Annotated in this window: 28 protein-coding genes; 20 read left to right on the top strand and 8 right to left on the bottom strand. The window is 41.6% G+C overall.

The features are described from left to right. The first annotated feature begins 189 nt into the window (after positions 1 to 189). The 15 genes from ACEYW6_RS04245 to ACEYW6_RS04175 all read left to right on the top strand — a co-directional run bounded on the left by ACEYW6_RS04245 (position 190) and on the right by ACEYW6_RS04175 (position 12,370). On the top strand, positions 190 to 546 hold the full coding sequence (locus ACEYW6_RS04245) for a group 1 truncated hemoglobin (RefSeq protein WP_412978743.1): 357 nt from the start codon (positions 190 to 192) through the stop codon (positions 544 to 546). A gap of 348 nt (positions 547 to 894) precedes the next feature. Then, positions 895 to 1,779 (top strand): nitrogenase iron protein, encoded by an 885-nt coding sequence (nifH, locus tag ACEYW6_RS04240; protein WP_190932650.1) that lies wholly within the window; start codon positions 895 to 897, stop codon positions 1,777 to 1,779. A 154-nt stretch (positions 1,780 to 1,933) separates the two neighbouring features. After that, positions 1,934 to 3,445: a nitrogenase molybdenum-iron protein alpha chain gene (gene nifD, locus ACEYW6_RS04235; RefSeq protein WP_412978835.1), complete on the top strand. Its 1,512-nt coding sequence runs from the start codon at positions 1,934 to 1,936 to the stop codon at positions 3,443 to 3,445. Positions 3,446 to 3,689: 244 nt separating this feature from the next. Further along, positions 3,690 to 5,225 (top strand): nitrogenase molybdenum-iron protein subunit beta, encoded by a 1,536-nt coding sequence (nifK, locus tag ACEYW6_RS04230; protein ID WP_179071806.1) that lies wholly within the window; start codon positions 3,690 to 3,692, stop codon positions 5,223 to 5,225. Positions 5,226 to 5,337: 112 nt separating this feature from the next. Beyond that, the gene (locus ACEYW6_RS04225) at positions 5,338 to 5,685 is read left to right on the top strand and encodes a Mo-dependent nitrogenase C-terminal domain-containing protein (RefSeq protein ID WP_292739745.1); all 348 of its coding nucleotides are present in this window, start codon (positions 5,338 to 5,340) and stop codon (positions 5,683 to 5,685) included. Between the two features lie 111 nt (positions 5,686 to 5,796). Beyond that, on the top strand, positions 5,797 to 7,179 hold the full coding sequence (nifE, locus tag ACEYW6_RS04220; RefSeq protein ID WP_163927026.1) for a nitrogenase iron-molybdenum cofactor biosynthesis protein NifE: 1,383 nt from the start codon (positions 5,797 to 5,799) through the stop codon (positions 7,177 to 7,179). Next, a complete protein-coding gene (gene nifN, locus ACEYW6_RS04215) occupies positions 7,180 to 8,517 on the top strand; it encodes a nitrogenase iron-molybdenum cofactor biosynthesis protein NifN (RefSeq protein WP_412978742.1) in 1,338 nt (445 codons plus the stop codon). Between the two features lie 189 nt (positions 8,518 to 8,706). Next, a complete protein-coding gene (gene nifX, locus ACEYW6_RS04210) occupies positions 8,707 to 9,120 on the top strand; it encodes a nitrogen fixation protein NifX (protein WP_012407194.1) in 414 nt (137 codons plus the stop codon). Then, complete coding sequence (locus ACEYW6_RS04205) at positions 9,117 to 9,593, top strand: NifX-associated nitrogen fixation protein (protein ID WP_100900532.1); 477 nt, start codon at positions 9,117 to 9,119, stop codon at positions 9,591 to 9,593. The genes nifX and ACEYW6_RS04205 overlap by 4 nt, the downstream gene beginning before the upstream one ends. Positions 9,594 to 9,670: 77 nt before the next feature. Further along, entirely contained in the window at positions 9,671 to 9,871 is a 201-nt protein-coding gene (locus ACEYW6_RS04200; RefSeq protein ID WP_100900533.1) for a CCE_0567 family metalloprotein, read from the top strand. Then, positions 9,868 to 10,185, top strand: coding sequence for a nitrogenase-stabilizing/protective protein NifW (nifW, locus tag ACEYW6_RS04195; protein WP_163926945.1), 318 nt, complete (start codon positions 9,868 to 9,870; stop codon positions 10,183 to 10,185). The genes ACEYW6_RS04200 and nifW overlap by 4 nt, the downstream gene beginning before the upstream one ends. Before the next feature lie 10 nt (positions 10,186 to 10,195). Further along, positions 10,196 to 10,999, top strand: a complete 804-nt coding sequence (locus ACEYW6_RS04190; RefSeq protein ID WP_163926944.1) for a HesA/MoeB/ThiF family protein — start codon at positions 10,196 to 10,198, stop codon at positions 10,997 to 10,999. 112 nt (positions 11,000 to 11,111) lie between these two features. Further along, the gene (locus tag ACEYW6_RS04185; RefSeq protein WP_012407189.1) at positions 11,112 to 11,483 is read left to right on the top strand and encodes a HesB/IscA family protein; all 372 of its coding nucleotides are present in this window, start codon (positions 11,112 to 11,114) and stop codon (positions 11,481 to 11,483) included. Between the two features lie 228 nt (positions 11,484 to 11,711). After that, positions 11,712 to 12,011, top strand: coding sequence for a 2Fe-2S iron-sulfur cluster-binding protein (locus ACEYW6_RS04180; RefSeq protein ID WP_094339973.1), 300 nt, complete (start codon positions 11,712 to 11,714; stop codon positions 12,009 to 12,011). 107 nt (positions 12,012 to 12,118) lie between these two features. Beyond that, positions 12,119 to 12,370, top strand: a complete 252-nt coding sequence (locus ACEYW6_RS04175) for a FeoA family protein (RefSeq protein WP_412978834.1) — start codon at positions 12,119 to 12,121, stop codon at positions 12,368 to 12,370. Between the two features lie 218 nt (positions 12,371 to 12,588). Here ACEYW6_RS04175 and ACEYW6_RS04170 read toward each other — a convergent pair whose 3' ends face one another. Beyond that, a complete protein-coding gene (locus ACEYW6_RS04170) occupies positions 12,589 to 12,798 on the bottom strand; it encodes a TOBE domain-containing protein (RefSeq protein WP_190890066.1) in 210 nt (69 codons plus the stop codon). Positions 12,799 to 13,534: 736 nt separating this feature from the next. Between ACEYW6_RS04170 and ACEYW6_RS04165 the strand changes: the two genes are divergently transcribed. The 3 genes from ACEYW6_RS04165 to ACEYW6_RS04155 are packed head-to-tail and all read left to right on the top strand — an operon-like array spanning position 13,535 to position 15,665. Further along, positions 13,535 to 14,023: an ankyrin repeat domain-containing protein gene (locus ACEYW6_RS04165; RefSeq protein WP_412978741.1), complete on the top strand. Its 489-nt coding sequence runs from the start codon at positions 13,535 to 13,537 to the stop codon at positions 14,021 to 14,023. Continuing rightward, positions 13,986 to 15,272, top strand: coding sequence for a SagB/ThcOx family dehydrogenase (locus ACEYW6_RS04160; RefSeq protein ID WP_412978740.1), 1,287 nt, complete (start codon positions 13,986 to 13,988; stop codon positions 15,270 to 15,272). The genes ACEYW6_RS04165 and ACEYW6_RS04160 overlap by 38 nt, the downstream gene beginning before the upstream one ends. Before the next feature lie 18 nt (positions 15,273 to 15,290). Then, positions 15,291 to 15,665 carry a hypothetical protein gene (locus tag ACEYW6_RS04155; RefSeq protein ID WP_412978739.1) on the top strand — a complete coding sequence of 125 codons (375 nt, stop codon included), beginning with the start codon at positions 15,291 to 15,293 and terminating at the stop codon, positions 15,663 to 15,665. Positions 15,666 to 15,684: 19 nt separating this feature from the next. Here ACEYW6_RS04155 and ACEYW6_RS04150 read toward each other — a convergent pair whose 3' ends face one another. The 3 genes from ACEYW6_RS04150 to ACEYW6_RS04140 are packed head-to-tail and all read right to left on the bottom strand — an operon-like array spanning position 15,685 to position 16,922. Next, positions 15,685 to 16,158 carry a hydrogenase maturation protease gene (locus tag ACEYW6_RS04150; RefSeq protein ID WP_412978738.1) on the bottom strand — a complete coding sequence of 158 codons (474 nt, stop codon included), beginning with the start codon at positions 16,156 to 16,158 and terminating at the stop codon, positions 15,685 to 15,687. Between the two features lie 18 nt (positions 16,159 to 16,176). Next, positions 16,177 to 16,518, bottom strand: coding sequence for a XisI protein (locus ACEYW6_RS04145; RefSeq protein WP_412978737.1), 342 nt, complete (start codon positions 16,516 to 16,518; stop codon positions 16,177 to 16,179). Further along, the gene (locus ACEYW6_RS04140; RefSeq protein WP_412978736.1) at positions 16,506 to 16,922 is read right to left on the bottom strand and encodes a XisH family protein; all 417 of its coding nucleotides are present in this window, start codon (positions 16,920 to 16,922) and stop codon (positions 16,506 to 16,508) included. Before ACEYW6_RS04140 ends, ACEYW6_RS04145 begins: the two co-directional genes overlap by 13 nt. Positions 16,923 to 17,094: 172 nt before the next feature. Between ACEYW6_RS04140 and ACEYW6_RS04135 the strand changes: the two genes are divergently transcribed. Then, positions 17,095 to 17,589: a hypothetical protein gene (locus tag ACEYW6_RS04135; protein WP_412978735.1), complete on the top strand. Its 495-nt coding sequence runs from the start codon at positions 17,095 to 17,097 to the stop codon at positions 17,587 to 17,589. 146 nt (positions 17,590 to 17,735) lie between these two features. Here the strand turns inward: ACEYW6_RS04135 and ACEYW6_RS04130 are convergent, their stop codons facing one another. Beyond that, positions 17,736 to 18,158, bottom strand: a complete 423-nt coding sequence (locus ACEYW6_RS04130; RefSeq protein ID WP_412978734.1) for a hypothetical protein — start codon at positions 18,156 to 18,158, stop codon at positions 17,736 to 17,738. Between the two features lie 262 nt (positions 18,159 to 18,420). On the opposite strand from ACEYW6_RS04130, the gene ACEYW6_RS04125 reads away from it, so the two are divergent. Further along, positions 18,421 to 19,089 (top strand): DUF1294 domain-containing protein, encoded by a 669-nt coding sequence (locus ACEYW6_RS04125; RefSeq protein ID WP_412978733.1) that lies wholly within the window; start codon positions 18,421 to 18,423, stop codon positions 19,087 to 19,089. A 428-nt stretch (positions 19,090 to 19,517) separates the two neighbouring features. Here ACEYW6_RS04125 and ACEYW6_RS04120 read toward each other — a convergent pair whose 3' ends face one another. The 3 genes from ACEYW6_RS04120 to ACEYW6_RS04110 all read right to left on the bottom strand — a co-directional run bounded on the left by ACEYW6_RS04120 (position 19,518) and on the right by ACEYW6_RS04110 (position 21,865). Continuing rightward, complete coding sequence (locus ACEYW6_RS04120) at positions 19,518 to 19,913, bottom strand: type II toxin-antitoxin system VapC family toxin (protein ID WP_179071789.1); 396 nt, start codon at positions 19,911 to 19,913, stop codon at positions 19,518 to 19,520. Beyond that, positions 19,910 to 20,149: an antitoxin family protein gene (locus ACEYW6_RS04115; RefSeq protein WP_114083644.1), complete on the bottom strand. Its 240-nt coding sequence runs from the start codon at positions 20,147 to 20,149 to the stop codon at positions 19,910 to 19,912. The genes ACEYW6_RS04120 and ACEYW6_RS04115 overlap by 4 nt, the downstream gene beginning before the upstream one ends. A 120-nt stretch (positions 20,150 to 20,269) precedes the next feature. After that, the gene (locus tag ACEYW6_RS04110; protein ID WP_412978732.1) at positions 20,270 to 21,865 is read right to left on the bottom strand and encodes a nickel-dependent hydrogenase large subunit; all 1,596 of its coding nucleotides are present in this window, start codon (positions 21,863 to 21,865) and stop codon (positions 20,270 to 20,272) included. Positions 21,866 to 21,987: the final 122 nt, after the last annotated feature.

Here is a 21,987-nt window from a genome sequence, read left to right as displayed (position 1 = left end):
TTGAACCGAATCATTGTCTCCACATCAATGCTTCATACCAATTCTTTCTTAATTACGAATTACGAATTACGAATTACGAATTACGAATTGGTACTCCTATCACTATGACGGCTAACAGCATATAGGCTTCATAGATTAAGTGCCTACTTGCTTTCTTTCATCATCCAACTCGCTTCAAAGGAACAGGATATGAGCACATTGTACGACAACATTGGTGGACAACCAGCTATTGAACAAGTAGTAGATGAACTCCACAAACGCATTGCCACAGACAGCACCCTCAACACATTTTTTGCTGGTACAGATATGGCAAAGCAACGTAATCATCTAGTTGCTTTCTTAGCTCAAATATTTGAAGGGCCAAAGCAATACGGCGGTCGTCCAATGGACAAAACCCACGCTGGAATGAACCTACAGCAACCACACTTCGATGCGATCGCCAAGCATCTCGGTGAAGCAATGGCTGTGCGTGGAGTGTCAGCAGAAAACACCAAAGCTGCACTAGATCGCGTCACAAATATGAAGGGCGCTATTTTGAACAAGTAATAGGACTTATGCATTGATTGTTGACAAATAGCAACACCAAGTCCTATTGAATCTTGCAAGCTGAAACACATTATGACGTATTTGTAAATTGCGTAATTTTCTTTGTTCTTTGTCAAAACAAATGACAAAGGACAAAGGACAAAAGATAAAAAGAAAAAAATTTAACGAGGAAGATCGATGTACTTACTTTCAATAATTTTGGCTGTGGAGCGATCGCCCCCAGCAGGCATTTATGCCAACGCTACCAACGATGCTCTACACGCGCTCACTACTGTCGCTCAACTGGCGTGAACGCAACTGACAAACGCAAAGACCCACCAACCAACCAATTGCAGGGAAACACGAACAATGACAGAAGAAAACATAAGACAGATAGCTTTCTACGGTAAGGGCGGTATCGGTAAATCTACCACCTCCCAAAACACCTTGGCAGCTATGGCAGAAATGGGTCAACGCATCCTCATCGTCGGTTGCGACCCTAAAGCTGACTCCACCCGTTTGATGCTGCACAGCAAGGCTCAAACAACCGTTCTTCACCTCGCCGCAGAACGTGGTGCAGTAGAAGATATCGAAATCGAAGAAGTAATGCTGACCGGTTTCCGTAACGTTCGTTGCGTAGAATCTGGTGGTCCAGAACCCGGTGTAGGTTGCGCTGGTCGTGGTATTATCACCGCCATCAACTTCTTAGAAGAAAATGGTGCTTACCAAGACCTAGACTTCGTATCTTACGACGTATTAGGTGACGTTGTGTGTGGTGGTTTCGCAATGCCTATCCGCGAAGGTAAGGCACAAGAAATCTACATCGTTACATCTGGTGAAATGATGGCGATGTACGCTGCTAACAACATCGCTCGTGGTGTTCTTAAGTATGCTCACACCGGTGGCGTGCGTTTGGGTGGTTTGATTTGTAACAGCCGTAACACAGACCGAGAAATCGAATTGATCGAAACCTTGGCAAAACGGTTGAACACCCAAATGATTCACTACGTACCCCGTGACAACATTGTTCAACACGCAGAATTGCGCCGGATGACTGTTAACGAGTACGCACCAGAAAGCAACCAAGCTAACGAATATCGGACATTGGCTACCAAGATCATCAACAACAAAAACCTGTCTATTCCTACACCCATCGAAATGGAAGAACTAGAAGAATTGTTGATTGAATTTGGTATTCTCGAAAGCGAAGAAAATGCTGCCAAGTTGGTTGGTCAGACTGCTGCTCAAGCTTAGTCTAAGTAGCCGCTAAGAAATAACGATTTAGCACAAGGAAAAAGGAAGAGTTTCATATCTTTCCTTTTATCCTCTCCCTAGCATCTCCCCCCTAACCTTAGAGGGGACTCCTAGTCCCCCTATGCCTGATCCTTACGAGTCACAGAGGCTAAATATGACACCTCCAGAAAATCAAAACATCATCGAAGAAAGAAAAGAACTAATTAAAGAAGTTCTAGACGCTTACCCCGATAAAGCTAAGAAAAAACGGGAAAAGCACTTAAGTGTATACGAAGAAGGTAAGTCCGATTGCGGCGTTAAGTCTAACATCAAATCCCTTCCTGGGGTAATGACCGCTCGTGGTTGTGCTTATGCTGGTTCTAAAGGTGTGGTTTGGGGTCCTATTAAGGACATGATCCACATCAGCCACGGGCCTGTAGGTTGCGGTTACTGGTCTTGGTCTGGTCGTCGTAACTACTACATCGGCACCACAGGTATTGATACCTTTGGTACCATGCACTTCACCTCTGACTTCCAAGAAAGAGATATCGTGTTCGGTGGTGACAAGAAACTTGTCAAGCTAATCCAAGAACTTGATGTACTTTTCCCTCTCAACCGTGGTGTTTCCATTCAATCTGAATGCCCCATCGGTCTAATTGGGGATGACATCGAAGCAGTAGCTCGGAAGACAGCCAAAGAAATTGGCAAGCCAGTTGTACCTGTACGTTGCGAAGGCTTCCGGGGTGTTTCCCAATCTTTAGGACACCACATTGCTAACGACATGGTTCGTGACTGGGTTTTCACCAGATCCGACCAAGCGAAAAAAGACGGTACACTCAAGTTTGAAGGTACTCCTTATGATGTAGCCATCATTGGTGACTACAACATCGGTGGAGATGCTTGGGCTAGCCGCATCCTGTTAGAAGAAATCGGCTTGCGCGTAGTCGCTCAGTGGTCAGGTGATGGCACCATCAACGAAATGTTGATGACCCCCAATGTGAAGATGAACCTCATCCACTGTTACCGGTCGATGAACTACATCAGCCGTCACATGGAAGAAGCTTATGGTATTCCTTGGTTGGAATACAACTTCTTCGGCCCCACCAAGATTGCTGAATCTTTACGGGAAATCGCTTCCAAGTTTGACGAAACAATCCAAGCAAACGCTGAGAAAGTTATCGCCAAGTATCAACCCACAATGGATGCGGTAGTTGCTAAGTACCGCCCCCGCTTGGATGGTAAGACTGTAGCCATCATGGTTGGTGGTTTACGTCCTCGCCACGTTGTCCCAGCTTTCCAAGACTTGGGCATGAAGATGATTGGTACAGGTTATGAGTTCGCTCATAATGACGATTACAAACGTACCACTCACTACATCGAAAATGGCACCATCGTTTATGACGACGTTACCGCTTACGAATTCGAGGAATTTATCAAGGCGTTGAAGCCTGACCTAGTAGCTTCTGGTGTGAAAGAGAAGTACGTCTTCCAAAAGATGGGTCTTCCTTTCCGTCAAATGCACTCTTGGGATTACTCCGGCCCTTATCACGGTTATGACGGCTTTGCCATCTTCGCACGTGACATGGACTTAGCACTCAACAGCCCAACCTGGGGATTAATTGGCGCTCCTTGGAATGAAAAAGCTCAGGCTAAGAAGGCTGAAGCTAAGGCTAAGGCTGCCGTTTAGGGAAATGGGAGAGTGAGATAAGTAAGGATAACCTGGGGCTAAAACCCCAGGGGGGAGTTGGGAATACAAAATTCAAAATTGAAAGATTAAAAATTTATTTTGATTTTTGCATTTTGAATTTTGAATCATATTCCCACTCCCTTGTAGAGACGCGATTCATCGCGTCTGTAACGAATTAATCGCGTCTCTATCCCACTCGCACCTCAATCAGTAAAGAATTCAGTAACCTTGGAGTCCAGAAGAAATGCCTCAGAATCCAGAAAAAATTCAAGATCACGTCGAGTTATTCCACCAACCTGAGTACCAACAGCTATTTGAAAACAAAAAGCAGTTTGAAAATGGTCACGATCCCGAAGAAGTAAAACGGGTTTCAGAGTGGACAAAGGGTTGGGATTATCGTGAAAAGAACTTCGCTCGTGAAGCTTTAACCGTTAACCCTGCTAAAGGCTGCCAACCACTAGGAGCAATCTTTGCTGCTGTTGGTTTTGAAGGTACTCTACCTTTCGTTCAAGGTTCTCAAGGTTGCGTTGCTTACTTCCGCACCCACTTAACCCGTCACTACAAAGAACCATTCTCTGGTGTATCTTCTTCAATGACTGAAGATGCAGCCGTGTTTGGTGGTCTGCAAAACATGATTGACGGCTTGGCGAACTCTTACCAACTGTACAAGCCTAAGATGATTGCTGTCTGCACCACCTGTATGGCAGAAGTAATTGGTGATGACTTACAAGCCTTCATCAACAACTCTAAGCAAGCTGGTTCAGTTCCTCAAGATTTCCCAGTACCTTACGCTCACACCCCTAGCTTTGTCGGTTCCCACATCACTGGTTACGACAACATGATGAAGGGAATTCTTTCTAACTTGACCGCAGGTCATAAGAAAGAAACCAGCAATGGTAAAATCAACTTCATCCCAGGTTTTGACACCTACGTAGGTAACAACCGCGAAATCAAGCGGATTGCTTCTCTGTTCGGCTTTGACTACACAATTCTAGCCGACAACAGCGACTACTTGGATTCACCAAACACAGGTGAGTTCGATATGTACCCAGGTGGAACAAAGCTAGAAGATGCAGCAGATTCAATCAACGCGAAAGCTACGATCGCTCTGCAAGCACACTCTACACCCAAAACCCGCGAGTACATCGAAAAAGAATGGAAGCAACCAACCTCAGTTTCCCGTCCTTGGGGCATTAAGGGTACTGATGAGTTCTTGATGAAACTCAGCGAACTGAGTGGTATTCCCATTCCTCAAGAATTGGAAATCGAACGCGGTCGTGCAGTTGATGCCATGACTGACTCTCACTCATGGATTCACGGCAAGCGCTTCGCTATCTACGGCGAACCAGATTTAGTATACAGCGTAGTTGGCTTTATGCTAGAAATGGGTGCTGAACCTGTGCATATCTTGGTTCACAACAGCAACGAAGTATTTGAAGCAGAAATGAAAGAACTGCTTGCTTCTAGCCCCTTCGGTCAACATGCAACTGTTTGGCCTGGTAAGGACTTGTGGCACATGCGTTCACTGTTGTTCACCGAACCAGTAGACTTCTTAGTTGGTAACACATACGGTAAGTACCTGTGGCGCGACACCAAGATTCCCCTCGTGAGAATCGGCTACCCCATCATGGATCGCCACCACTTACACCGCTATGCCACCATTGGTTATCAAGGTGTGATCAACCTCCTCAACTGGACTGTAAACACCCTGTTTGAAGAAATCGATCGCAACACCAACATTCCTTCTAAGACAGATATTTCCTACGACTTGATTCGTTAGAAATTGCGTAGAAACACAACGTGTTAATTAAGGGGAGAAAATAATTACGAATTACGAATTACGAATTATTTTCCCCCTTTTTCTTGATAGCATTTACCCAAGGAATTGATAAATGGAAACCATCAATCACACTCACGAACATACTCACACTCATCCTCATCCTAATTACCATCCACCTAACCAGAAAAAACGAGGGTGGTTCCACAATCTTCTTAATCCGTTGCGCCGTGTAGTGGATGGAATTCAGGTTAAAAATAATCGCTTCGCTCATCTAATTTGCCAAACAATTCCTTGTTGTTGTCCTTTTGAGCGACAAATTAAATTATTTGGGAAGTCTATTGATATTCCACCACTATGTAAACTCAATCCTTTATATGACGAATTTGTAGGATTGCGTTTCCGCGCTCTATCTTACCTCGCCGATGTATGTGGAGAGGATGTCACAAGATACATTTGCTAATTATTGGGCATTGGTCATTAGTCATTGGTAGAGACGCGATTAATCGCGTCTGTACAATAGTCAATTCAAATGACAAATGACAAAGGACAATTAACAATTAAGAGAAGAGAGATGAAAAGCACCCAAGGCAAAATCAACGAGCTGCTGACTGAGACAGGATGCGAACATAATCAGCACAAACAATCCGAGAAGAAAAACAAGTCTTGCGCCCAACAGGCACAACCTGGCGCGGCTCAAGGGGGCTGCGCCTTTGATGGTGCAATGATTGCTTTAGTGCCGATCGCAGATGCTGCTCATTTAGTCCACGGGCCGATCGCCTGTGCTGGTAATTCCTGGGGCAGTCGTGGTAGTCTGTCGTCTGGCCCTCAACTCTACAAAATGGGCTTTACTACTGACTTGGGTGAAAATGATGTCATCTTCGGTGGCGAAAAGAAGCTTTACAAAGCAATTCTGGAACTTCACGAGCGCTACCAACCAGCAGCAGTATTCGTCTATGCCACTTGCGTTACAGCCTTAATTGGTGATGATATCGATGCTGTCTGCAAAGCTGCGGCTGAGAAAATTGGTACTCCTGTTGTTCCCGTAATTGCTCCAGGATTCATTGGCAGTAAAAATCTCGGCAACCGTTTTGGTGGTGAATCTTTATTAGAATATGTTGTCGGAACAGCAGAACCGGAACATACAACGCCCTATGATATTAACTTAATCGGTGAATATAACATCGCCGGTGAAATGTGGGGAGTAACACCACTGTTAGAAAAATTAGGCATCCGTATTTTGTCTAAAATTACGGGCGATGCTCGCTACAATGAAATTCGCTACGCCCACCGCGCCAAGCTCAACGTCATGATCTGCTCACGAGCGTTGCTGAATATGGCGAGAAAGATGGAGGAGCGTTACAACATCCCTTACATTGAAGAGTCTTTCTACGGCATCGATGATATGAATCGCTGTCTGCGAAACATCGCCGCTAAATTAGGCGACGCTGATTTACAGGAGCGGACAGAAAAGCTAATTGCAGAAGAAACGGCTGCTTTAGATTTGGCACTGGCTCCTTATCGCGCTCGACTCAAAGGTAAGCGGGTTGTTTTATATACAGGTGGTGTCAAGAGTTGGTCGATTATTTCGGCGGCTAGAGACTTAGGCATTGAAGTTGTTGCTACCAGTACTCGGAAAAGTACTGAAGAAGATAAAGCCAAAATCAAGAAGTTGATTGGCAACGATGGCATCATGCTAGAGAAAGGCAACGCTCAAGAATTGCTACAACTGGTTAAAGACACTCGCGCAGATATGCTGATTGCTGGTGGACGTAACCAATACACAGCTTTGAAAGCTCGAATTCCTTTCCTTGATATCAACCAAGAACGCCACCATCCTTATGCAGGTTATGTGGGAATGATTGAGATGGCGCGGGAACTGTACGAAGCTCTGTATAGCCCGATTTGGGAACAAATACGCAAACCCGCTCCTTGGGAAGAAGAGGAGGAAGTTTAAATGGCGATCGTTACCGCTTCTAACAAAGCACTGACAGTTAATCCCCTCAAGCAAAGTCAAGCTTTGGGCGCAACCTTAGCCTTTTTGGGATTGAAAGGGACAATGCCCTTATTCCACGGTTCTCAAGGTTGTACTGCTTTCGCCAAAGTTGTCCTAGTGCGGCATTTCCGGGAAGCGATTCCCCTAGCTACGACAGCGATGACGGAAGTCACTACTATTTTGGGTGGCGAAGAAAATGTGGAGCAAGCAATTCTGACTCTGGTAGAAAAGGCTAACCCAGAAATTATTGGTTTATGTACCACTGGGTTAACGGAAACTAGAGGAGATGACATCGAAGGTTTTCTTAAGGAAATCCGCGATCGCCATCCAGAATTGAATGATTTAGCGATCGTTTTTGCACCTACCCCAGATTTTAAAGGTGCGTTGCAAGATGGTTTTGCTGTTGCTGTCGAAAGCATAGTTAAGGAAATTCCTCGCGCGGGTGGACTCAGAACTGAACAAGTCACGATTTTGGCGGGTTCTGCTTTCACACCTGGGGATGTACAGGAAATTAAAGAGATAGTCACATCCTTTGGACTAGTGCCGATCTTTGTACCTGACCTTGGCGCTTCTCTAGATGGTCACTTAGAGGATAATTATAGTGCGGTTACAGTCAGTGGAACTACCTTAAAACAGCTACGAGAAGTAGGTAGTTCTGCCTTTACCCTGGCATTGGGTGAAAGTATGCGCGGTGCTGCAAAGATTCTAGAAGAACGCTTTGGCACACCTTACGAAGTGTTTGGCGAACTGACGGGATTAGAACCAGTAGATGAATTTATCCAAGCATTGGCGATTTTGAGCGGTAACAGCGTACCTGAAAAATACCGTCGCCAACGTTGTCAGTTGCAAGATGCGATGCTGGACACCCACTTTTACTTCGGTGCAAAACGAGTTTCTCTCGCACTGGAACCTGATTTGTTGTGGTCAACCGTGCATTTCTTGCAATCGATGGGAGCGCAAATTCATGCAGTGGTGACAACCACGCGATCGCACCTCTTAGAAAAACTCCCGGTTAAAAGCATTACCATCGGCGACTTAGAAGACTTTGAGAGTCTAGCAGGCGGTTCTGATTTGCTGATTGGTAACTCCAATGTGGGTGCGATCGCAAAACGCCTCTCGATTCCTCTTTATCGTTTAGGATTGCCCATTTATGACCGCTTAGGTAATGGTCAATTTACCAAAGTTGGCTATCGAGGCACGATGGAACTTTTATTTGGCATCGGCAACCTGTTTTTAGAGGCAGAAGAAGCGAGAGTTAAACAGTTCCAAGAGTTCGGAACTGTGAGCGCAGAGTTTTGAATTCTTCTTCAAGAATTCAGAAGTTAGAATCCAGAATTCAGAATGCTTTTCAGAAAGTGGAAAACCTGCCACTGATTGTTTACCTTTGACATTTTCATAGGGAAAAACACTAAACATGCAGATTTAGTTCTGATTCCTGAATTCCTTCTTCCCAATTCAAAATTCAAAACTTTAGAGAGGAGAATTACAATGAAAATAGCCTTCACGACGAGCGACCGAGTTCATATTAATGCTCACTTCGGATGGGCAAAAATGATTGATGTTTACGAAATTACCGATGAGGGATATCACTTCGTAGAAACCCTCACCTTTGAAGGCGAACTCAAAGAAGACGGGAATGAAGACAAAATCACCCCAAAACTTGAAGCAATAGGTGACTGTACGATTGTTTACGTAACAGCAATTGGTGGTAGTGCCGCCGCTCGGTTAATCAAGAAAGGTGTCACCCCAGTGAAGGCGCGATCAGAAGAAGAAGAAATTAGTGAAGTGCTAAATAAGCTAGTGAAAACCCTCAAAGGTAATCCTCCACCTTGGTTGCGTAAAGCTTTACAGCCAAAAACCACAAACTTTGCTGATGAAATTGAAGACGAAGCAACAGTATGACCGCAAATAATAGTGTGAACGGAACCGCTACAACTGAAGTCTTGAACTCACCTTTTTTGAAGGTCTTAATCAAACAAATCCGTGGTCAAGACAGTTATGGAGTTTATCGTACTTGGTCGGATGAGTTGATTCTCAAACCCTTTATTGTTACCAAACAAAAGAAACGGGAAATCTCCGTTGAAGGCGAAGTTGATGCGGTAACTCAAGCCCGGATTATGGCATTTTTTCGAGCTGTAGCGGCTGGTATTGAACAAGAAACAGGTTTGATATCCCAGGTTGTAGTTGATTTGAGCCATGAAGGATTTGGCTGGGCGCTAGTTTTTTCTGGTCGTCTTTTGCTAACTGTGAAAACCCTGCGAGATGCTCATCGTTTTGGCTTTGACTCGCTAGAGAAATTAGCAGAAGAGGGAGAAAACTACGTCAAAAAAGGTCTTGATTTGGCGAAGCGCTTTCCTGAAGTTGGCAAAATTTAATTAGTCATTGGTCATTGGTCATTGGTCATTAGTAAAAGACAAATGACTAATGACAAAAGATGAAGGACGAAGGACAAATGACAATTGAGGAACTACAAGGACAAATCAGACGGCTTAACAGCAAAGCAGGTCAAATGAAAATGGATCTGCATGATTTAGCTGAAGGGCTACCAACAGATTACAACCAACTTATGGATGTTGCCGCCGCAACTTATGAAATCTATCGCCAGTTAGATGAGCTTAAGCAACATCTGAAACAATTGGAGAATGCCAAATGACTCGAACTATTGATGAATTCAAGAAGCTCGTAGATGCAGAAGAATTTTTCCAATTCTTTAATATGTCCTACGACTTAGAAGTTGTAAATGTACATCGCCTACATATTCTGAAAAAGTTTTCTCAATATATGCAGGAAATTGATGATAATTCTCCTGATTTAAGTCAAGAAGAGAAATTAAATCAATATTCTTTGGCTTTGCAAAAGGCTTATCAGGTATTTATCGAATCGACAGCTTATGAACAAAAGCTGTTCAAAGTGTTTAACGACAAGCCGAAAAATGTAGTCACACTGACAGAAATCACTTCTGATTAGGAGGTATAAATTGGTTAACCTAACGCCTACCGAATTAGAACGCTATCGTCGCCAAATGATGCTTCCAAATTTTGGCGAAACAGCACAGAAACGCCTGAAGTCAGCGACGGTTTTGGTTACAGGTGTGGGGGGATTAGGCGGTACGGCGGCGCTTTACTTAGCAGTAGCGGGCGTTGGGCGGCTAATCCTAGTCCGGGGTGGTGACTTGCGGCAAGATGATATGAATCGTCAGGTTCTCATGACTGATGATTGGGTAGGTAAGCCAAGGGTATTCAAAGCTAAAGAAACTCTGGATGCGATTAATCCTGATGTCCAAGTGGAAGCTGTTCATGATTACATCACCCCGGAAAATGTAGATTCGTTAGTGCAATCTGCTGATATGGCTCTTGATTGCGCCCACAATTTTACAGAGCGCAATTTGTTAAACGAAGCCTGTGTGCGATCGCGTAAGCCAATGGTGGAAGCCGCAATGAATGGGATGGAGGCTTACCTGACAACGATTATTCCTGGTGTGACTCCTTGCTTGTCTTGTCTGTTTCCAGAAAAGCCTGAGTGGGATCAGCGCGGCTTTTCAGTTCTAGGCGCTGTTTCTGGAACCCTAGCTTGTTTAACAGCACTGGAAGCTATCAAGCTGATCACTGGGTTTAGTCAGCCTCTATTATCGCAATTGCTGACAATCGATTTAAATCGGATGGAATTTGCTAAACGCCGTTCTCACCGCGATCGCTCTTGTCCAGTATGCGGTAATAGTGCGCCTTGGAGACACGCACAATCCAATTCGATGGAACCCACAGGTATTGCACAAAATACTTAATTTTGTCATTGGTCATTAGTAAATAACAAAAGACAACTGACAAATGACGAAGGACAAATGACAATCTACACCTGAAATCAGAACAACTAATCGCTACAAATCAGGAGAACTGATGGCCGTTATCTTATCAGAAAAAGCAGAATTTCATCTGCGAGCATTCCTCAAAGGTTCAGCACCCGACGCTGACGGCGCCACTAAAGGTGTCCGGATCTCGGTAAAAGATGGTGGTTGCAGTGGCTATGAATATGCGATCGATATCACCAGCAAACCTCAACCAGATGATTTGGTAAGTCACCAAGGCAAAGTGGTAGTTTACGTTGATGCCAAAAGTGCGCCTTTATTAGACGGAGTTATCGTTGACTTCGTTGAGGGAGTGATGGAAAGCGGTTTTAAATTCATCAACCCCAATGCGACTGATACCTGCGGTTGTGGAAAGTCCTTCAAAACAGACGACGGCACGCCTACTGGTGTACCTTGCAGCTAACATCATTCCGTTAGGGCCAAGTCTGATTGTAGAGGCTTCCCATAGATGCATTCCACAGAGTTTCAATGCCCTTAAGGTAGCCTCTAGTTCGCTTTGCATTCCTCACCCTTATAGAGAAGCCGACTAAACTTTGCATCTCTGTAAGAAGAAGGAGAACAAAAAGTAGGATATGTTGCTCAAAAACTTCGGAAATAAACCAACTGTATAACGTTTGAGGAGAATCGGAAAATGGCTTCCTACCAAGTTAGATTAATCAACAAAAAAGAAGACATCGACACCACAATTGAAGTTGATGAAGAAACTACCATCTTAGAAGCAGCAGAAGAAAATGGTATTGAATTGCCTTTTTCATGTCATGCAGGATCTTGCTCTAGCTGTGTAGGTAAGGTTGTTGAAGGTGAAGTTAATCAAGAAGATCAAAACTTCCTGGATGACGATCAGGTTTCTAAAGGATACGCTCTACTTTGTGTAACTTATCCTCGTTCTAATTGCACAATCAAAACACATCAAGAAGCGTATCTCGTATAAAGTATTACTTTGGTTGCTGTCCTTGGCAACCAAATAATGCATGAAGGATGAAGGATGAAAATATACTTCCTTCTTTCCTTCACAATAATGCCTCATTTATAATCCAAATGTTTACCCCCTTTAGTGTAACTGGCTGTTCATTAGAATTATTGAGAACAGGAGAGCGAGGAATCGTGACTTTCTGTAAAAGTCAGGATGAAACAATCTTAAACAAACTGATATCAATAGGTGTAACACCAGGAACCAATATTACTTTAGAACAAAACTTTCCATCATTCCGTTTTAAAATAGAAAACACATCTTTAGCACTAGACACAGACAGTATCAAAGCTATTTATGTTCGCATTATCGATAATTGAATTAACATATATAATATATAATCGTATTTTCTTGATCAAAAAATTTTGATTTTGCAATTAAGAATACACATAGCAATTACGAATTACGAATTACGAATTAAATTGACCTCACTCCTTTGCTAATTAATTTCAGGAGTGAGGTTACTCAATTTATAAGTATGAATGCAATTTGATATTCAAGACAGAGCCGCTTGCAAAAAAGGCAACTTGCTTATTTTTTAATCAACAGCAACTATCACATCTGATGATTTAATCACGGCATAAGCCTGCTTACCTTCTGTAAGTCCCAGCTTTTCCGCTGATGATTTTGTGATTATTGACACTAACTCTACTCCTGGTGCCACTTCTAAAGTTATCTCAGTATTAACTGTACCAGGCACAACTTTTTTTACGGTACCTTTGAGAGAATTACGAGCGCTAATTTCCATTTTTTGTCTGTGTTTTACTTATTTTTACTTAAATAAAATAGCAAAATTTGCTTGAAAAAGGAAGATATTTGAGATTTCTTAATAAGTGTCGGGGTGTAAAGTAATATCTTTGTTTTATTAAATACAAGATTTAATGGAAACGTAATATCAAATTTTAGCAATACAATGCAATACAGTTCAGAATTAGCAACAGAAACCTCATGTAGAGACGCCATTTATCGCGTCTTAAAATACCAATTATCTACACCGATAACCATTAACCCAAGAGTATTACAATACAATGGGCTTGAGCAAATTGTTAAAGCTAGTCAAACTTCTGCAACAGTGTGCTAGTAAATATTTACACACAAGTTAGATACGCTACTAGATTCTGAAATAGCATGGTAAAAAATACTGCATTTTAATCATATTTCAATATTTTTTATTAGATATATCTGGGGATCTTTATAAATGATTCATAATTCAAACTTATCACAGTGATAATATATAACTAAGCTAAATTGTTGCTAGTTAACTTAGTTTCCAACAACCTAAGGTTAACGAGTGAGGGCGGGGAGTAGAGAGAGACTTTTTGTTTTACCAAACTTTTGAATAAACAAAGTGGCTTTGGTAAACTACTAAACTTCAGCTAACCTTATAGGATTTTAAAATAATGGTGGGTAATGCCCACCATTAAGTTTTCCAAGCAAATTTATGCTTAGAAACTTCTTAGATTTATGGCATTGAAAGAACAATTATGAGCCAAATAAACAGTCAAGATTTGAGTGAAGCAACAGCCCAATGGTTAATAGTGGAAGGCTATAGCCCTAGCAATTTAAATCAGCCAGGTGAAAATGGCCATACAGCTTTGATGAAGGCAACAAGAGAAGGAGTGTATACAGTCGTCAAAGAACTAATTGATGCAGGTGTAGATATCAATGCTCGAAATAGCGATTGCAACAATGCTTTGTGGTTTGCTTGTTTTGGCAATCACTACGATTTAATTAATTTACTGCTTGCTAGCAACATTAATATTGATAACCAAAATGATAATGGGGCAACTGTTTTAATGTATGCAGCATCAGCCGGAAAAACAGAAGTAGTTAAGTTACTTTTACAGCATCAGCCTAATTTGTATTTGAAAAATTTAGATGACTATAAAGCTATTGATTTTGCTAGCAACGTAGAAGTTTTAAGGATTCTGAAAAATGCCATCAAGTCAAATATCGGGCAAAACTTATCATGACGCTACTAAGCATTCTTACTTATCGGTACAACTCGATCCAAATTATGTAGATGCTTCAACACAGCCATCTCCATTTAAAGTTTATCCAAAGTTTTATCGAAGAGTGAAATTAAATCTCGATAATCCTGTTCATTCTTTTCTCTCGTTAACTAGTGCGATCACTCTGGAGAAAGTGTATAAAGATGGCCCTTACAAACTGCGGGTGAATCCATCAGCAGGCGCTTTGTACCCCACAGAAGTTTACGTACAGGTTCGCGGTATTGAGGGAATAGTAGATGGTATATATCATCTAGAAGTTGAGAATAATTGTCTAACTCTTATTTATGAATTAATCGATGATGGGTTAGAGAGTTATATTATACCGGGTAAAAGTATCAATGGATTCATCTTTTTAATTAGTTGTGTTTATTATAGGTCTAGCTGGAAATATCAAAACAGAAGCATAAGATATTGCTTCTTAGATAGCGGACACCATTTAGGTGCGATCGCAGCTTCAGCTTTTCTCCACAACCGAGATATACAACTAATTTTCGACTTTGATAAACTTGCTCTCAATTCAGATTTGGGATTTGAGAATAAAGAGTTTATTACTGCTTGTGCGATGTCAGGAGAAGTACAAGATAAAAAAATCAGACAATTAAGGCTGAAAGTTCCTTTTGTTTCTGGTACTGATTATTTTGAATCCAATCAATTTATTGAAGATGGCTATCAAGCAACTACTCTACAAAATAGCCGCCAGCAGCAATTAGAATATCCTCAACTTGACTTCGACAAAGAGAAATTTTATCAAACTGTTTGGGCTAGACGTTCTATTAGACGTTTCCGGAAAGAGTTTATTTCTCAAGAAGATTATTTATATGTAGTGCAACAACTTCAACAGTCAATACCGACAGAAAACTATGAGGAAATAGAAATTTACTCAGTCGTGCATCGAGTAGAGGGAATGACACCTGGGTTATATAAAGGTACGTATCTGGTTAAGACAGGTAATTTTAGTGAAAAGACAGGTTACTTATGTATTAATCAGGCTATTGCTAAAGATAGCGCTGTAACTTTATTTTTTGTGTCAGATTATTTAAACTATCAAACTGCTATGCAAATAGCTGGTTTTCTGGGACAGAGACTTTATTTAACTAGTAATTATTTGGGGATTCAGTGTAGTGGAATAGGTGCTTATTATGATGATGAAACCCAGGAATTATTAGAAACAAATAAAGATGTACTTTATGGAATGGTGATTGGAAGATAAGTAGGAAGCTAAAGAGAGATGGCTAGAAATATGTATTACTTTAATAGTGATGATTCGCATCCTATGCAACCGACATCAGCAGATATTATACTGCGGCAACAGCTAGAGGATTCTATTAGTAGATACTTTTATGAAGCGTGCGATCGCACCATTCAAAATCTGCTGTCTGATTGTCGGTGGTATGTTACAACCCACGCCAATGCTTTAACATTAGTTATTGAATGTCCCGATCAAGTTATTAATTGGCGTATTTTACAAAAAATTGTGCCAATGGGAACATTACTATATGGAATTGTTAACAGTGCTAAAATCCGTGTTTGTCCGCCAGAAAGTCAAGGCATACCTTTTGAAATGAGGGTAGATGAACTTTCTGTTTATCGGGATTGGGCTTGATTCGATTTTGGATTGTTAATTAAAAGTTGATATTCTGGCTGATAAGTGCAGCTACCTCTTCAAAAACCAAATCAGCAGAATGTTTGACAACAGGACTTAACTCTAGTCCCAAACCAAGATTTGCCGCTTCAATTAAATAAACTGTTACATCTTCGGGAAAATCATTTTGAAAGATTTTCCGTCCGGCGGCTAAAGCATTATCCCAGCGAAAATCGTGCAAGTTATAACTAGGTTCTGGCAAAGCTTCCAGTTCTTTTCCTGGAACCTTAAACACAGCACCGGGTTCAGAACCAGTTGAACTTGCATCAATAATCACTAATTGTTTACTACCTCTAGCTTGAAACATTACTTCCATCCCTGCGGTGCCACAGTCATATACTCGCACATCAGGATGAGGGTTTTCAGCTAGATATTTTTGTAAGCGTTGGGCAATGATTACGCCTACAGCGTCGTCATTGCGATTTAGATTGCCGCAACCAATAATAGTGAGCATGGGATGAGATTTAATTATTTAAGTAGTTGCAAATTCAGTCAAAGCGCGCTCGCTTGGAGGATGAAAAGCTAACACGATATCACTTTGAGGAACTCCGGCGTTTAATAAGTCAGTGGCAATACCTTCTTCAGTCCAGTCTTCTTCAATCCAAATTTTGTTATTTTTAATCCGAATATGTACAGTAATACCTTTAATACGGCGATTTTTTTGCCAGCCAATCTGAAACCATAGGTACTGATCGCGTTCATCATCGAGTGCTAAAAGGCTCTCTACATCGTCATCAGGCGAGCTATTGCAGAGGCGATCGTACTCTATGAGAATATTTTTAATAATATTTTTGTAGTGACTTAGTTTATCCATTGAACTATAACCTCACTTTCGACATCTACAATCATTAATAAGAGTTGATTCTGCTGAACTACTAACGTAATTGCTTTTAGCTGGAAAAAATTTTCATAAGTGCTTTGCTTGATTGCTAAATAAAGTTGATATTGAGGTTCTGTAACCTTAATTAGATTACGATAAAGAATATATTGACCTAAAGCATTTTCAAAGTCATTTATTGGCGATTTCCCCAGAAAGCTTTTAATTTCAACAATAATTTTAGTTCCGTTGCGTTCAGCTGCAAGTGTTCTCTCAGCCGCTAGGTCAGCAAATAGCTTAGTATTTTCATACTTGATGATGTAAGGGTCATCTGTAATTATCCAACCGTCTTTGATGAGGGCTGATTTTACAGCATTATGGTAGAAATCCCTAGCGGGCATAGAGTCACAAAATTATAGTAAGTATATTCTAGCAATACCACGGTGGGTATGTAGTTGTCAGGTTGCTGGTGGGGCGATCGCCGTGAAGACAGTTAGCTTGTTATATCTCTGCTGGATTTGGGAACAATGTAGTCAGTTTACTGATTTTTACTGATTTCAAGAACTTAAGATTATGGATTCTTTAGATGCACTTAAAAAGGGAGCAATTTGGGGATTTAGGCTAGGTATTATCTTGGACATTCTAGCAAGTTTACTTTTGGTATCCTCAAATTATGGCGGAGTCGCAGATTCAATATTTACAGTAGTCATCTTTACGATTTATTTTGGATTTGCAGGTACTATTCTTGGTGGTATACTCGCTCTAGTTATTTTAGGTGCAATAGGCACTTTAAAATTGGCCAATTGGGTATTTGTCATCCTGGGAGGAAGTATTATAAGTATCTCAACTTCTCTCCTAGCTTCTCTAATTGGCAGTGTAGCTGGCTGGATAAGTTTTTCATTCATTCCAATATTGTTGTTTTTACGTCAATATCTGTCTGAAAAGTCACCTGAATGGGTTGAAAAAGCTTTAGATCAAGCAGTTATAACCTTCCTCAATAGTCTAATTTTGACTTTTCTAGTGTTTTGTTTCCAGCACTTAACTCGTATTACTCTACTTGGAGTCTAAGTCTAAATTTGTCTATGAAGCGATCGCAATTCAACAATTAACAGTAATAAAAGTTTGTAATATAGCCAATCATTAGTGACTAAAACAGAGGCTTTGACTAAATAATGCAGACAAAGCCTCTGAGAAACTAAATTATCAGCAGGAATCTAGAACTCTACACCATGTTTCTTGGCGATTTCATTCAGTTTATCATACTGATCTTGTGACACTTTAGTTAATATCTCTTCAGCTTGTTCTTTAGTACTTCCTTCTTTAGGAATTAAATACTTGACATAAAGAGATACAAAATCAGCCGCGATCGCTAAACCAGATAAAGCGTGTTTATCAGCTTCCTTGCCAGCGATCGCAGCTACCAAACCGGCTTTAATTGGGTCTGGTTTAACTTTCATGAACTGCTCGACAAGTTTAGGAACGTAGTCTTCTGGTGGCAAATTATCTAACTTACTTCTATCAGGAGTAAAGTTACATTCTGCGGCTTGAGCTTGCTCTAAAACACACCATTCTATGTATTCTTGCAATGCTGCATCGGGAACGCGAGGGAGATAATTATGTAGCGCTAAATCAGACACAAGCTTACCGTGTAAATTGCTGTTTTATGCAAGTGCATTAACGCAAGCCTAACGCACTGTTTCTATAAGTTTTAGTGTGGTACGCTACGAGTTTTGAATATCAGGCATTGGGAATAGTCCATTAGTTATCACCAGATTTTTACTAAGTTAAAAGAGTTGGTGGAGCGATGTCTCCGACGGGCTACGCCTACGCATTTTTGGTGTTGTCTATTTGTGTAAATAAGGGCACACTATAAGATAAATATAAATATATGATTTGTTCATGAAACCTGCTTTACATAAAGGGCAACTAATCACATGGAAGGACGATCGCGGGTTTGGTTTCATACAACCCGATGACAGTAGTCAAGAAGTCTTTCTACACATTACAGCATTGAAAGACGTTAACCGTCGTCCCCAAGTTGGTGATTTTGTTTGTTATCAACTGACAGCTAGTAAAGATGGCAAGGTACGCGCTTTTAATGCTTCAATCAAAGGAGTTACATCAAAGTCCTCACCTTCTGCTGCACCAAAGAAGTCTACATCCAGAACTGTAGACAAATCTACATCATTAGCATTAAAGACATTACTTCTATCTTTACTACCGGGGTTAGGTTCAATCCATCTTGCACTAACAACTGGCAACCCAATTCCGCTAATTCTTTATCCTGTCATGAGTTTCATTACCTTTAGGCTATATGCCGATGACAAGTCTCGCGCACAACAAGGACGATGGAGAACGCAAGAAAATACTTTACATCTATGCGAATTTATGGGTGGTTGGTTAGGTGCATTTGTTGCTCAACAGAAGCTACATCACAAAAGCAGCAAAGTTTCTTATCAAGTTGTATTTTGGGTGATAGCAATTCTTCACATCGTATTTTGGTTAGATTGGCTATTTTTTGGTAAGGCGTTGATAAATTTGTTTTTTACTATTGCTTCTAGAGGTTAATTGAGTCAAGTCAATGAGCAATCTAGTAAGTTTTAAGATGGTGAAGTCTTGCGATTTTGCTGCCCAAAGTAGGGAAATGTCGTACTTATTAAACATTGAATCGGCGATCGCAAGCGTCATTTCTTCTATCTGAGCCTCTGCAATCAACATTTTGTCAAGTGGATGAACGCAATAAGCAGCAGCGAACGCCGAAGTAACAAATGCGAACGCCAAACTAGCAAATGCGAACGCCGAAGTAACAAATGCGAACGCTGAAGTAACAAATGCGAACGCTGAAGTAACAAATGCGAACGCTGAAATAGCAAATGCGAACGCTGAAATAGCAAATGCGAACGCTGAAATAGCAAATGCGAACGCTGAAATAACAAATGCGAACGCTGAAATAGCAAATGCGATTGCCTCCGGCACGCTACGCGATCGCGCAACTCTCAAGGTACAACGTTCACAAAGCCAAATTGACGAAAGTGATGATCAAAAGTGAATGCCTGAGTTAAATGGAGTTTATTCATCACAACCCGACTGGCGCAGTCCGTGAAACTCCAGTTTTTATCTGAGAACTGACGGAAAACCTGCCAAGTTTGTTGAATATCCTCTTCTGTCAGGTAATAAATGGTCGTCAAATTATCTGAAAAGAATGCCTCTCCTAAGCTGATTGCCCTCAACGTTTCTCCACGGGTTCTCAAAAGGGTCAAGGTTTCATCAACAACGTAATCTGTTGTTAGCAATGGCTGAATATTTTGATTAACCCATGAAGACGCTGCCTGATGCTCAGTATCGGAAGGAACAATACTAGCAAACCAGGCGCTGGTATCTACAAAGATCATGTTGCACTATGGGGAGGATAAAGAATAGTGTCATGATCTCGACCAGAAAATTTATCATTGCTTACTTCTAAGGGCATGGCTGCAATTTGTGCCAAAATCTCTCTAGGAGTTTTGTTTTGAGGTTTAGCCTCAGTTGAAATCACAGTGACTTCAACACGAGTTCCTTCGGCTAATGGAATCGGCTGTAATAACCTCAGTACACCCTGTTCATAAACAGCTTCTATAGTTATAGTCATAAACTTTTCCCTCATGCCATAGCTATTTCTAATCATGGCATAATATCTAACATAGTAAAAAACATAGCTAATGACTAACTAAAAAATAATTAGCCATTAGCTATTAGAAATTAGCATATTTTAAGCGGTACGAAAACGCGCTAACTCTTCACCAGTTTTCGCATCATGGGCGTGAACTGTACACACCAAACAAGAATCAAACGATCGCGCCACATGACCAACTTCCACAGGGTCGCTAGAATCGTAAATCGGTGTGCCAATTAACGCTTCTTCAATGGGGCCACGAATTCCTTCACCGTCACGAGGGCCAATATTCCAAGTACCTGGGGCAATAACTTGGTAGTTCTTAATCTTACCGCCCTCTATTTCCACCCAGTGAGATAAAGAACCGCGTGCTGCTTCTGTTGCACCCCAACCGCGTCCATCTTTTTCTTTGGGTTTGATATACCAAGGGTCGTTTAACTTAAATTCGCGCAAGCAGTGTTCGGCTTGGCGATATAACTTGACAAGTTCGTGAACTCGTGCTAGCTGACGCACATGAATACTAGCACCACCCATTCGTTTGAAGACATCGAGGATAAAGGGGTCGTAGTGTTGCCAAGATTCGCCATGTTGACCACCAGCTACTAATTGCCGCGCTAAGGGGCCAGTTTCCAAGCGTCCGAAGTCTTTGTGCAGGACTGCACTCGACCAAGAGTAGGCGTTATCGAAGTCTTTGGTATTGATTGCAGTGGGTTTAGTGGTGCGATCGCTAGGGTGAATATCCTCTGTCCCTTCATCGTACCAAGAGTGAGTTGTATTCTCGCGGGTAAATGACTGATCCATTAAAACGTGAGTGTCTGCGAAGCTGTCGTACACTCCACTTTTCATAATCATCGCCGCATTTCGTCCTTCGATAGTCGGCTTTTGGTATTTATCTTCATGGGCTAAATATCCCCAAGTGACATATTTACCAACACCAGCGCCATATCTATCTAAACCGATGTCTAAACCCATGCGCCAATAAAATCCTAAGTCGGAATCTCGATGATTGCGGTCTTCATCCAGCCAATCTCTGAAGTCATCATAAGTTTGGATTTGTTCGTAGCGTTCTAAAGAACAACCCAACCACACTGGTTCTAACCAATTGGTGCGGAAGTATTCGAGAATTGCCCAAGCGCGGGTAATGTCTGTAAGGGTTGGGGCGCACATCACGCCACCAGGCACCATATAACTGCTGTGGGGCCATTGTCCGCCCAATAGTGCATAAATTTCTACGGGTTTAGCGGAAATTGTTATGCCTAGTTCATAAGATTTGCCTGTGAAGGCGGCGAAGCGTTTAACAGCTTCCTCATAAAAGCGACTATTGCGGTATTTTTTATTGGTTAAGTCAATGGCAAACAAACCATAAAAATAGCGAGGGATGCTTTGAATTGTCTCGACAATTTGACCAAGATTTCTAGCTAAAATTGCATTGCGGGGAACTTCCGTTTCCCAAGCTGTATCTAATGCCCAAGATGCAGATGTCAGGTGAGAACCGCCGCAAATTCCGCAAATGCGAGGTGTGACAATTAATCCAGCTTGGGGGTCTTTACCGCGTAGGATAACTTCAAATCCGCGAAATAATTCAGCGTGTGTCCAGGCGTTGACCACTCTTCCATGTTCAATATCAACTCGAACATCTAAATCGCCTTCAACTCTACCGACGGGCGATATATCTAACGATTGAATTGTCATTTGTCATTTGTCCTTTGTCATTTGTTATTTGTCATTAGTCATTGGTCATTGGTCATTTGTCATTGGTAATTATTCACTCGCCTCTCCTGCAAAATGGTCGAAACCCCTGATTTATCGTTGAT

Origin of the sequence: Nostoc sp. UIC 10607, from assembly GCF_047228265.1 — a bacterium.
Lineage (GTDB): Bacteria > Cyanobacteriota > Cyanobacteriia > Cyanobacteriales > Nostocaceae > Nostoc > Nostoc foliaceum_A.
Note: the sequence above shows the minus strand (reverse complement) of the source record. Positions and strands in the feature narration are given on the sequence as shown.

Coding starts and splice junctions, on each gene's coding strand:
- ACEYW6_RS04245 (WP_412978743.1), top strand. CDS start 190: ATGAGCACATTGTACGACAACATTGGTGGACAACCAGCTATTGAACAA.
- nifH (WP_190932650.1), top strand. CDS start 895: ATGACAGAAGAAAACATAAGACAGATAGCTTTCTACGGTAAGGGCGGT.
- nifD (WP_412978835.1), top strand. CDS start 1,934: ATGACACCTCCAGAAAATCAAAACATCATCGAAGAAAGAAAAGAACTA.
- nifK (WP_179071806.1), top strand. CDS start 3,690: ATGCCTCAGAATCCAGAAAAAATTCAAGATCACGTCGAGTTATTCCAC.
- ACEYW6_RS04225 (WP_292739745.1), top strand. CDS start 5,338: ATGGAAACCATCAATCACACTCACGAACATACTCACACTCATCCTCAT.
- nifE (WP_163927026.1), top strand. CDS start 5,797: ATGAAAAGCACCCAAGGCAAAATCAACGAGCTGCTGACTGAGACAGGA.
- nifN (WP_412978742.1), top strand. CDS start 7,180: ATGGCGATCGTTACCGCTTCTAACAAAGCACTGACAGTTAATCCCCTC.
- nifX (WP_012407194.1), top strand. CDS start 8,707: ATGAAAATAGCCTTCACGACGAGCGACCGAGTTCATATTAATGCTCAC.
- ACEYW6_RS04205 (WP_100900532.1), top strand. CDS start 9,117: ATGACCGCAAATAATAGTGTGAACGGAACCGCTACAACTGAAGTCTTG.
- ACEYW6_RS04200 (WP_100900533.1), top strand. CDS start 9,671: ATGACAATTGAGGAACTACAAGGACAAATCAGACGGCTTAACAGCAAA.
- nifW (WP_163926945.1), top strand. CDS start 9,868: ATGACTCGAACTATTGATGAATTCAAGAAGCTCGTAGATGCAGAAGAA.
- ACEYW6_RS04185 (WP_012407189.1), top strand. CDS start 11,112: ATGGCCGTTATCTTATCAGAAAAAGCAGAATTTCATCTGCGAGCATTC.
- ACEYW6_RS04180 (WP_094339973.1), top strand. CDS start 11,712: ATGGCTTCCTACCAAGTTAGATTAATCAACAAAAAAGAAGACATCGAC.
- ACEYW6_RS04175 (WP_412978834.1), top strand. CDS start 12,119: ATGTTTACCCCCTTTAGTGTAACTGGCTGTTCATTAGAATTATTGAGA.
- ACEYW6_RS04170 (WP_190890066.1), bottom strand. CDS start 12,798: ATGGAAATTAGCGCTCGTAATTCTCTCAAAGGTACCGTAAAAAAAGTT.
- ACEYW6_RS04165 (WP_412978741.1), top strand. CDS start 13,535: ATGAGCCAAATAAACAGTCAAGATTTGAGTGAAGCAACAGCCCAATGG.
- ACEYW6_RS04160 (WP_412978740.1), top strand. CDS start 13,986: ATGCCATCAAGTCAAATATCGGGCAAAACTTATCATGACGCTACTAAG.
- ACEYW6_RS04155 (WP_412978739.1), top strand. CDS start 15,291: ATGGCTAGAAATATGTATTACTTTAATAGTGATGATTCGCATCCTATG.
- ACEYW6_RS04150 (WP_412978738.1), bottom strand. CDS start 16,158: ATGCTCACTATTATTGGTTGCGGCAATCTAAATCGCAATGACGACGCT.
- ACEYW6_RS04145 (WP_412978737.1), bottom strand. CDS start 16,518: ATGGATAAACTAAGTCACTACAAAAATATTATTAAAAATATTCTCATA.
- ACEYW6_RS04140 (WP_412978736.1), bottom strand. CDS start 16,922: ATGCCCGCTAGGGATTTCTACCATAATGCTGTAAAATCAGCCCTCATC.
- ACEYW6_RS04135 (WP_412978735.1), top strand. CDS start 17,095: ATGGATTCTTTAGATGCACTTAAAAAGGGAGCAATTTGGGGATTTAGG.
- ACEYW6_RS04125 (WP_412978733.1), top strand. CDS start 18,421: ATGAAACCTGCTTTACATAAAGGGCAACTAATCACATGGAAGGACGAT.
- ACEYW6_RS04120 (WP_179071789.1), bottom strand. CDS start 19,913: ATGATCTTTGTAGATACCAGCGCCTGGTTTGCTAGTATTGTTCCTTCC.
- ACEYW6_RS04115 (WP_114083644.1), bottom strand. CDS start 20,149: ATGACTATAACTATAGAAGCTGTTTATGAACAGGGTGTACTGAGGTTA.
- ACEYW6_RS04110 (WP_412978732.1), bottom strand. CDS start 21,865: ATGACAATTCAATCGTTAGATATATCGCCCGTCGGTAGAGTTGAAGGC.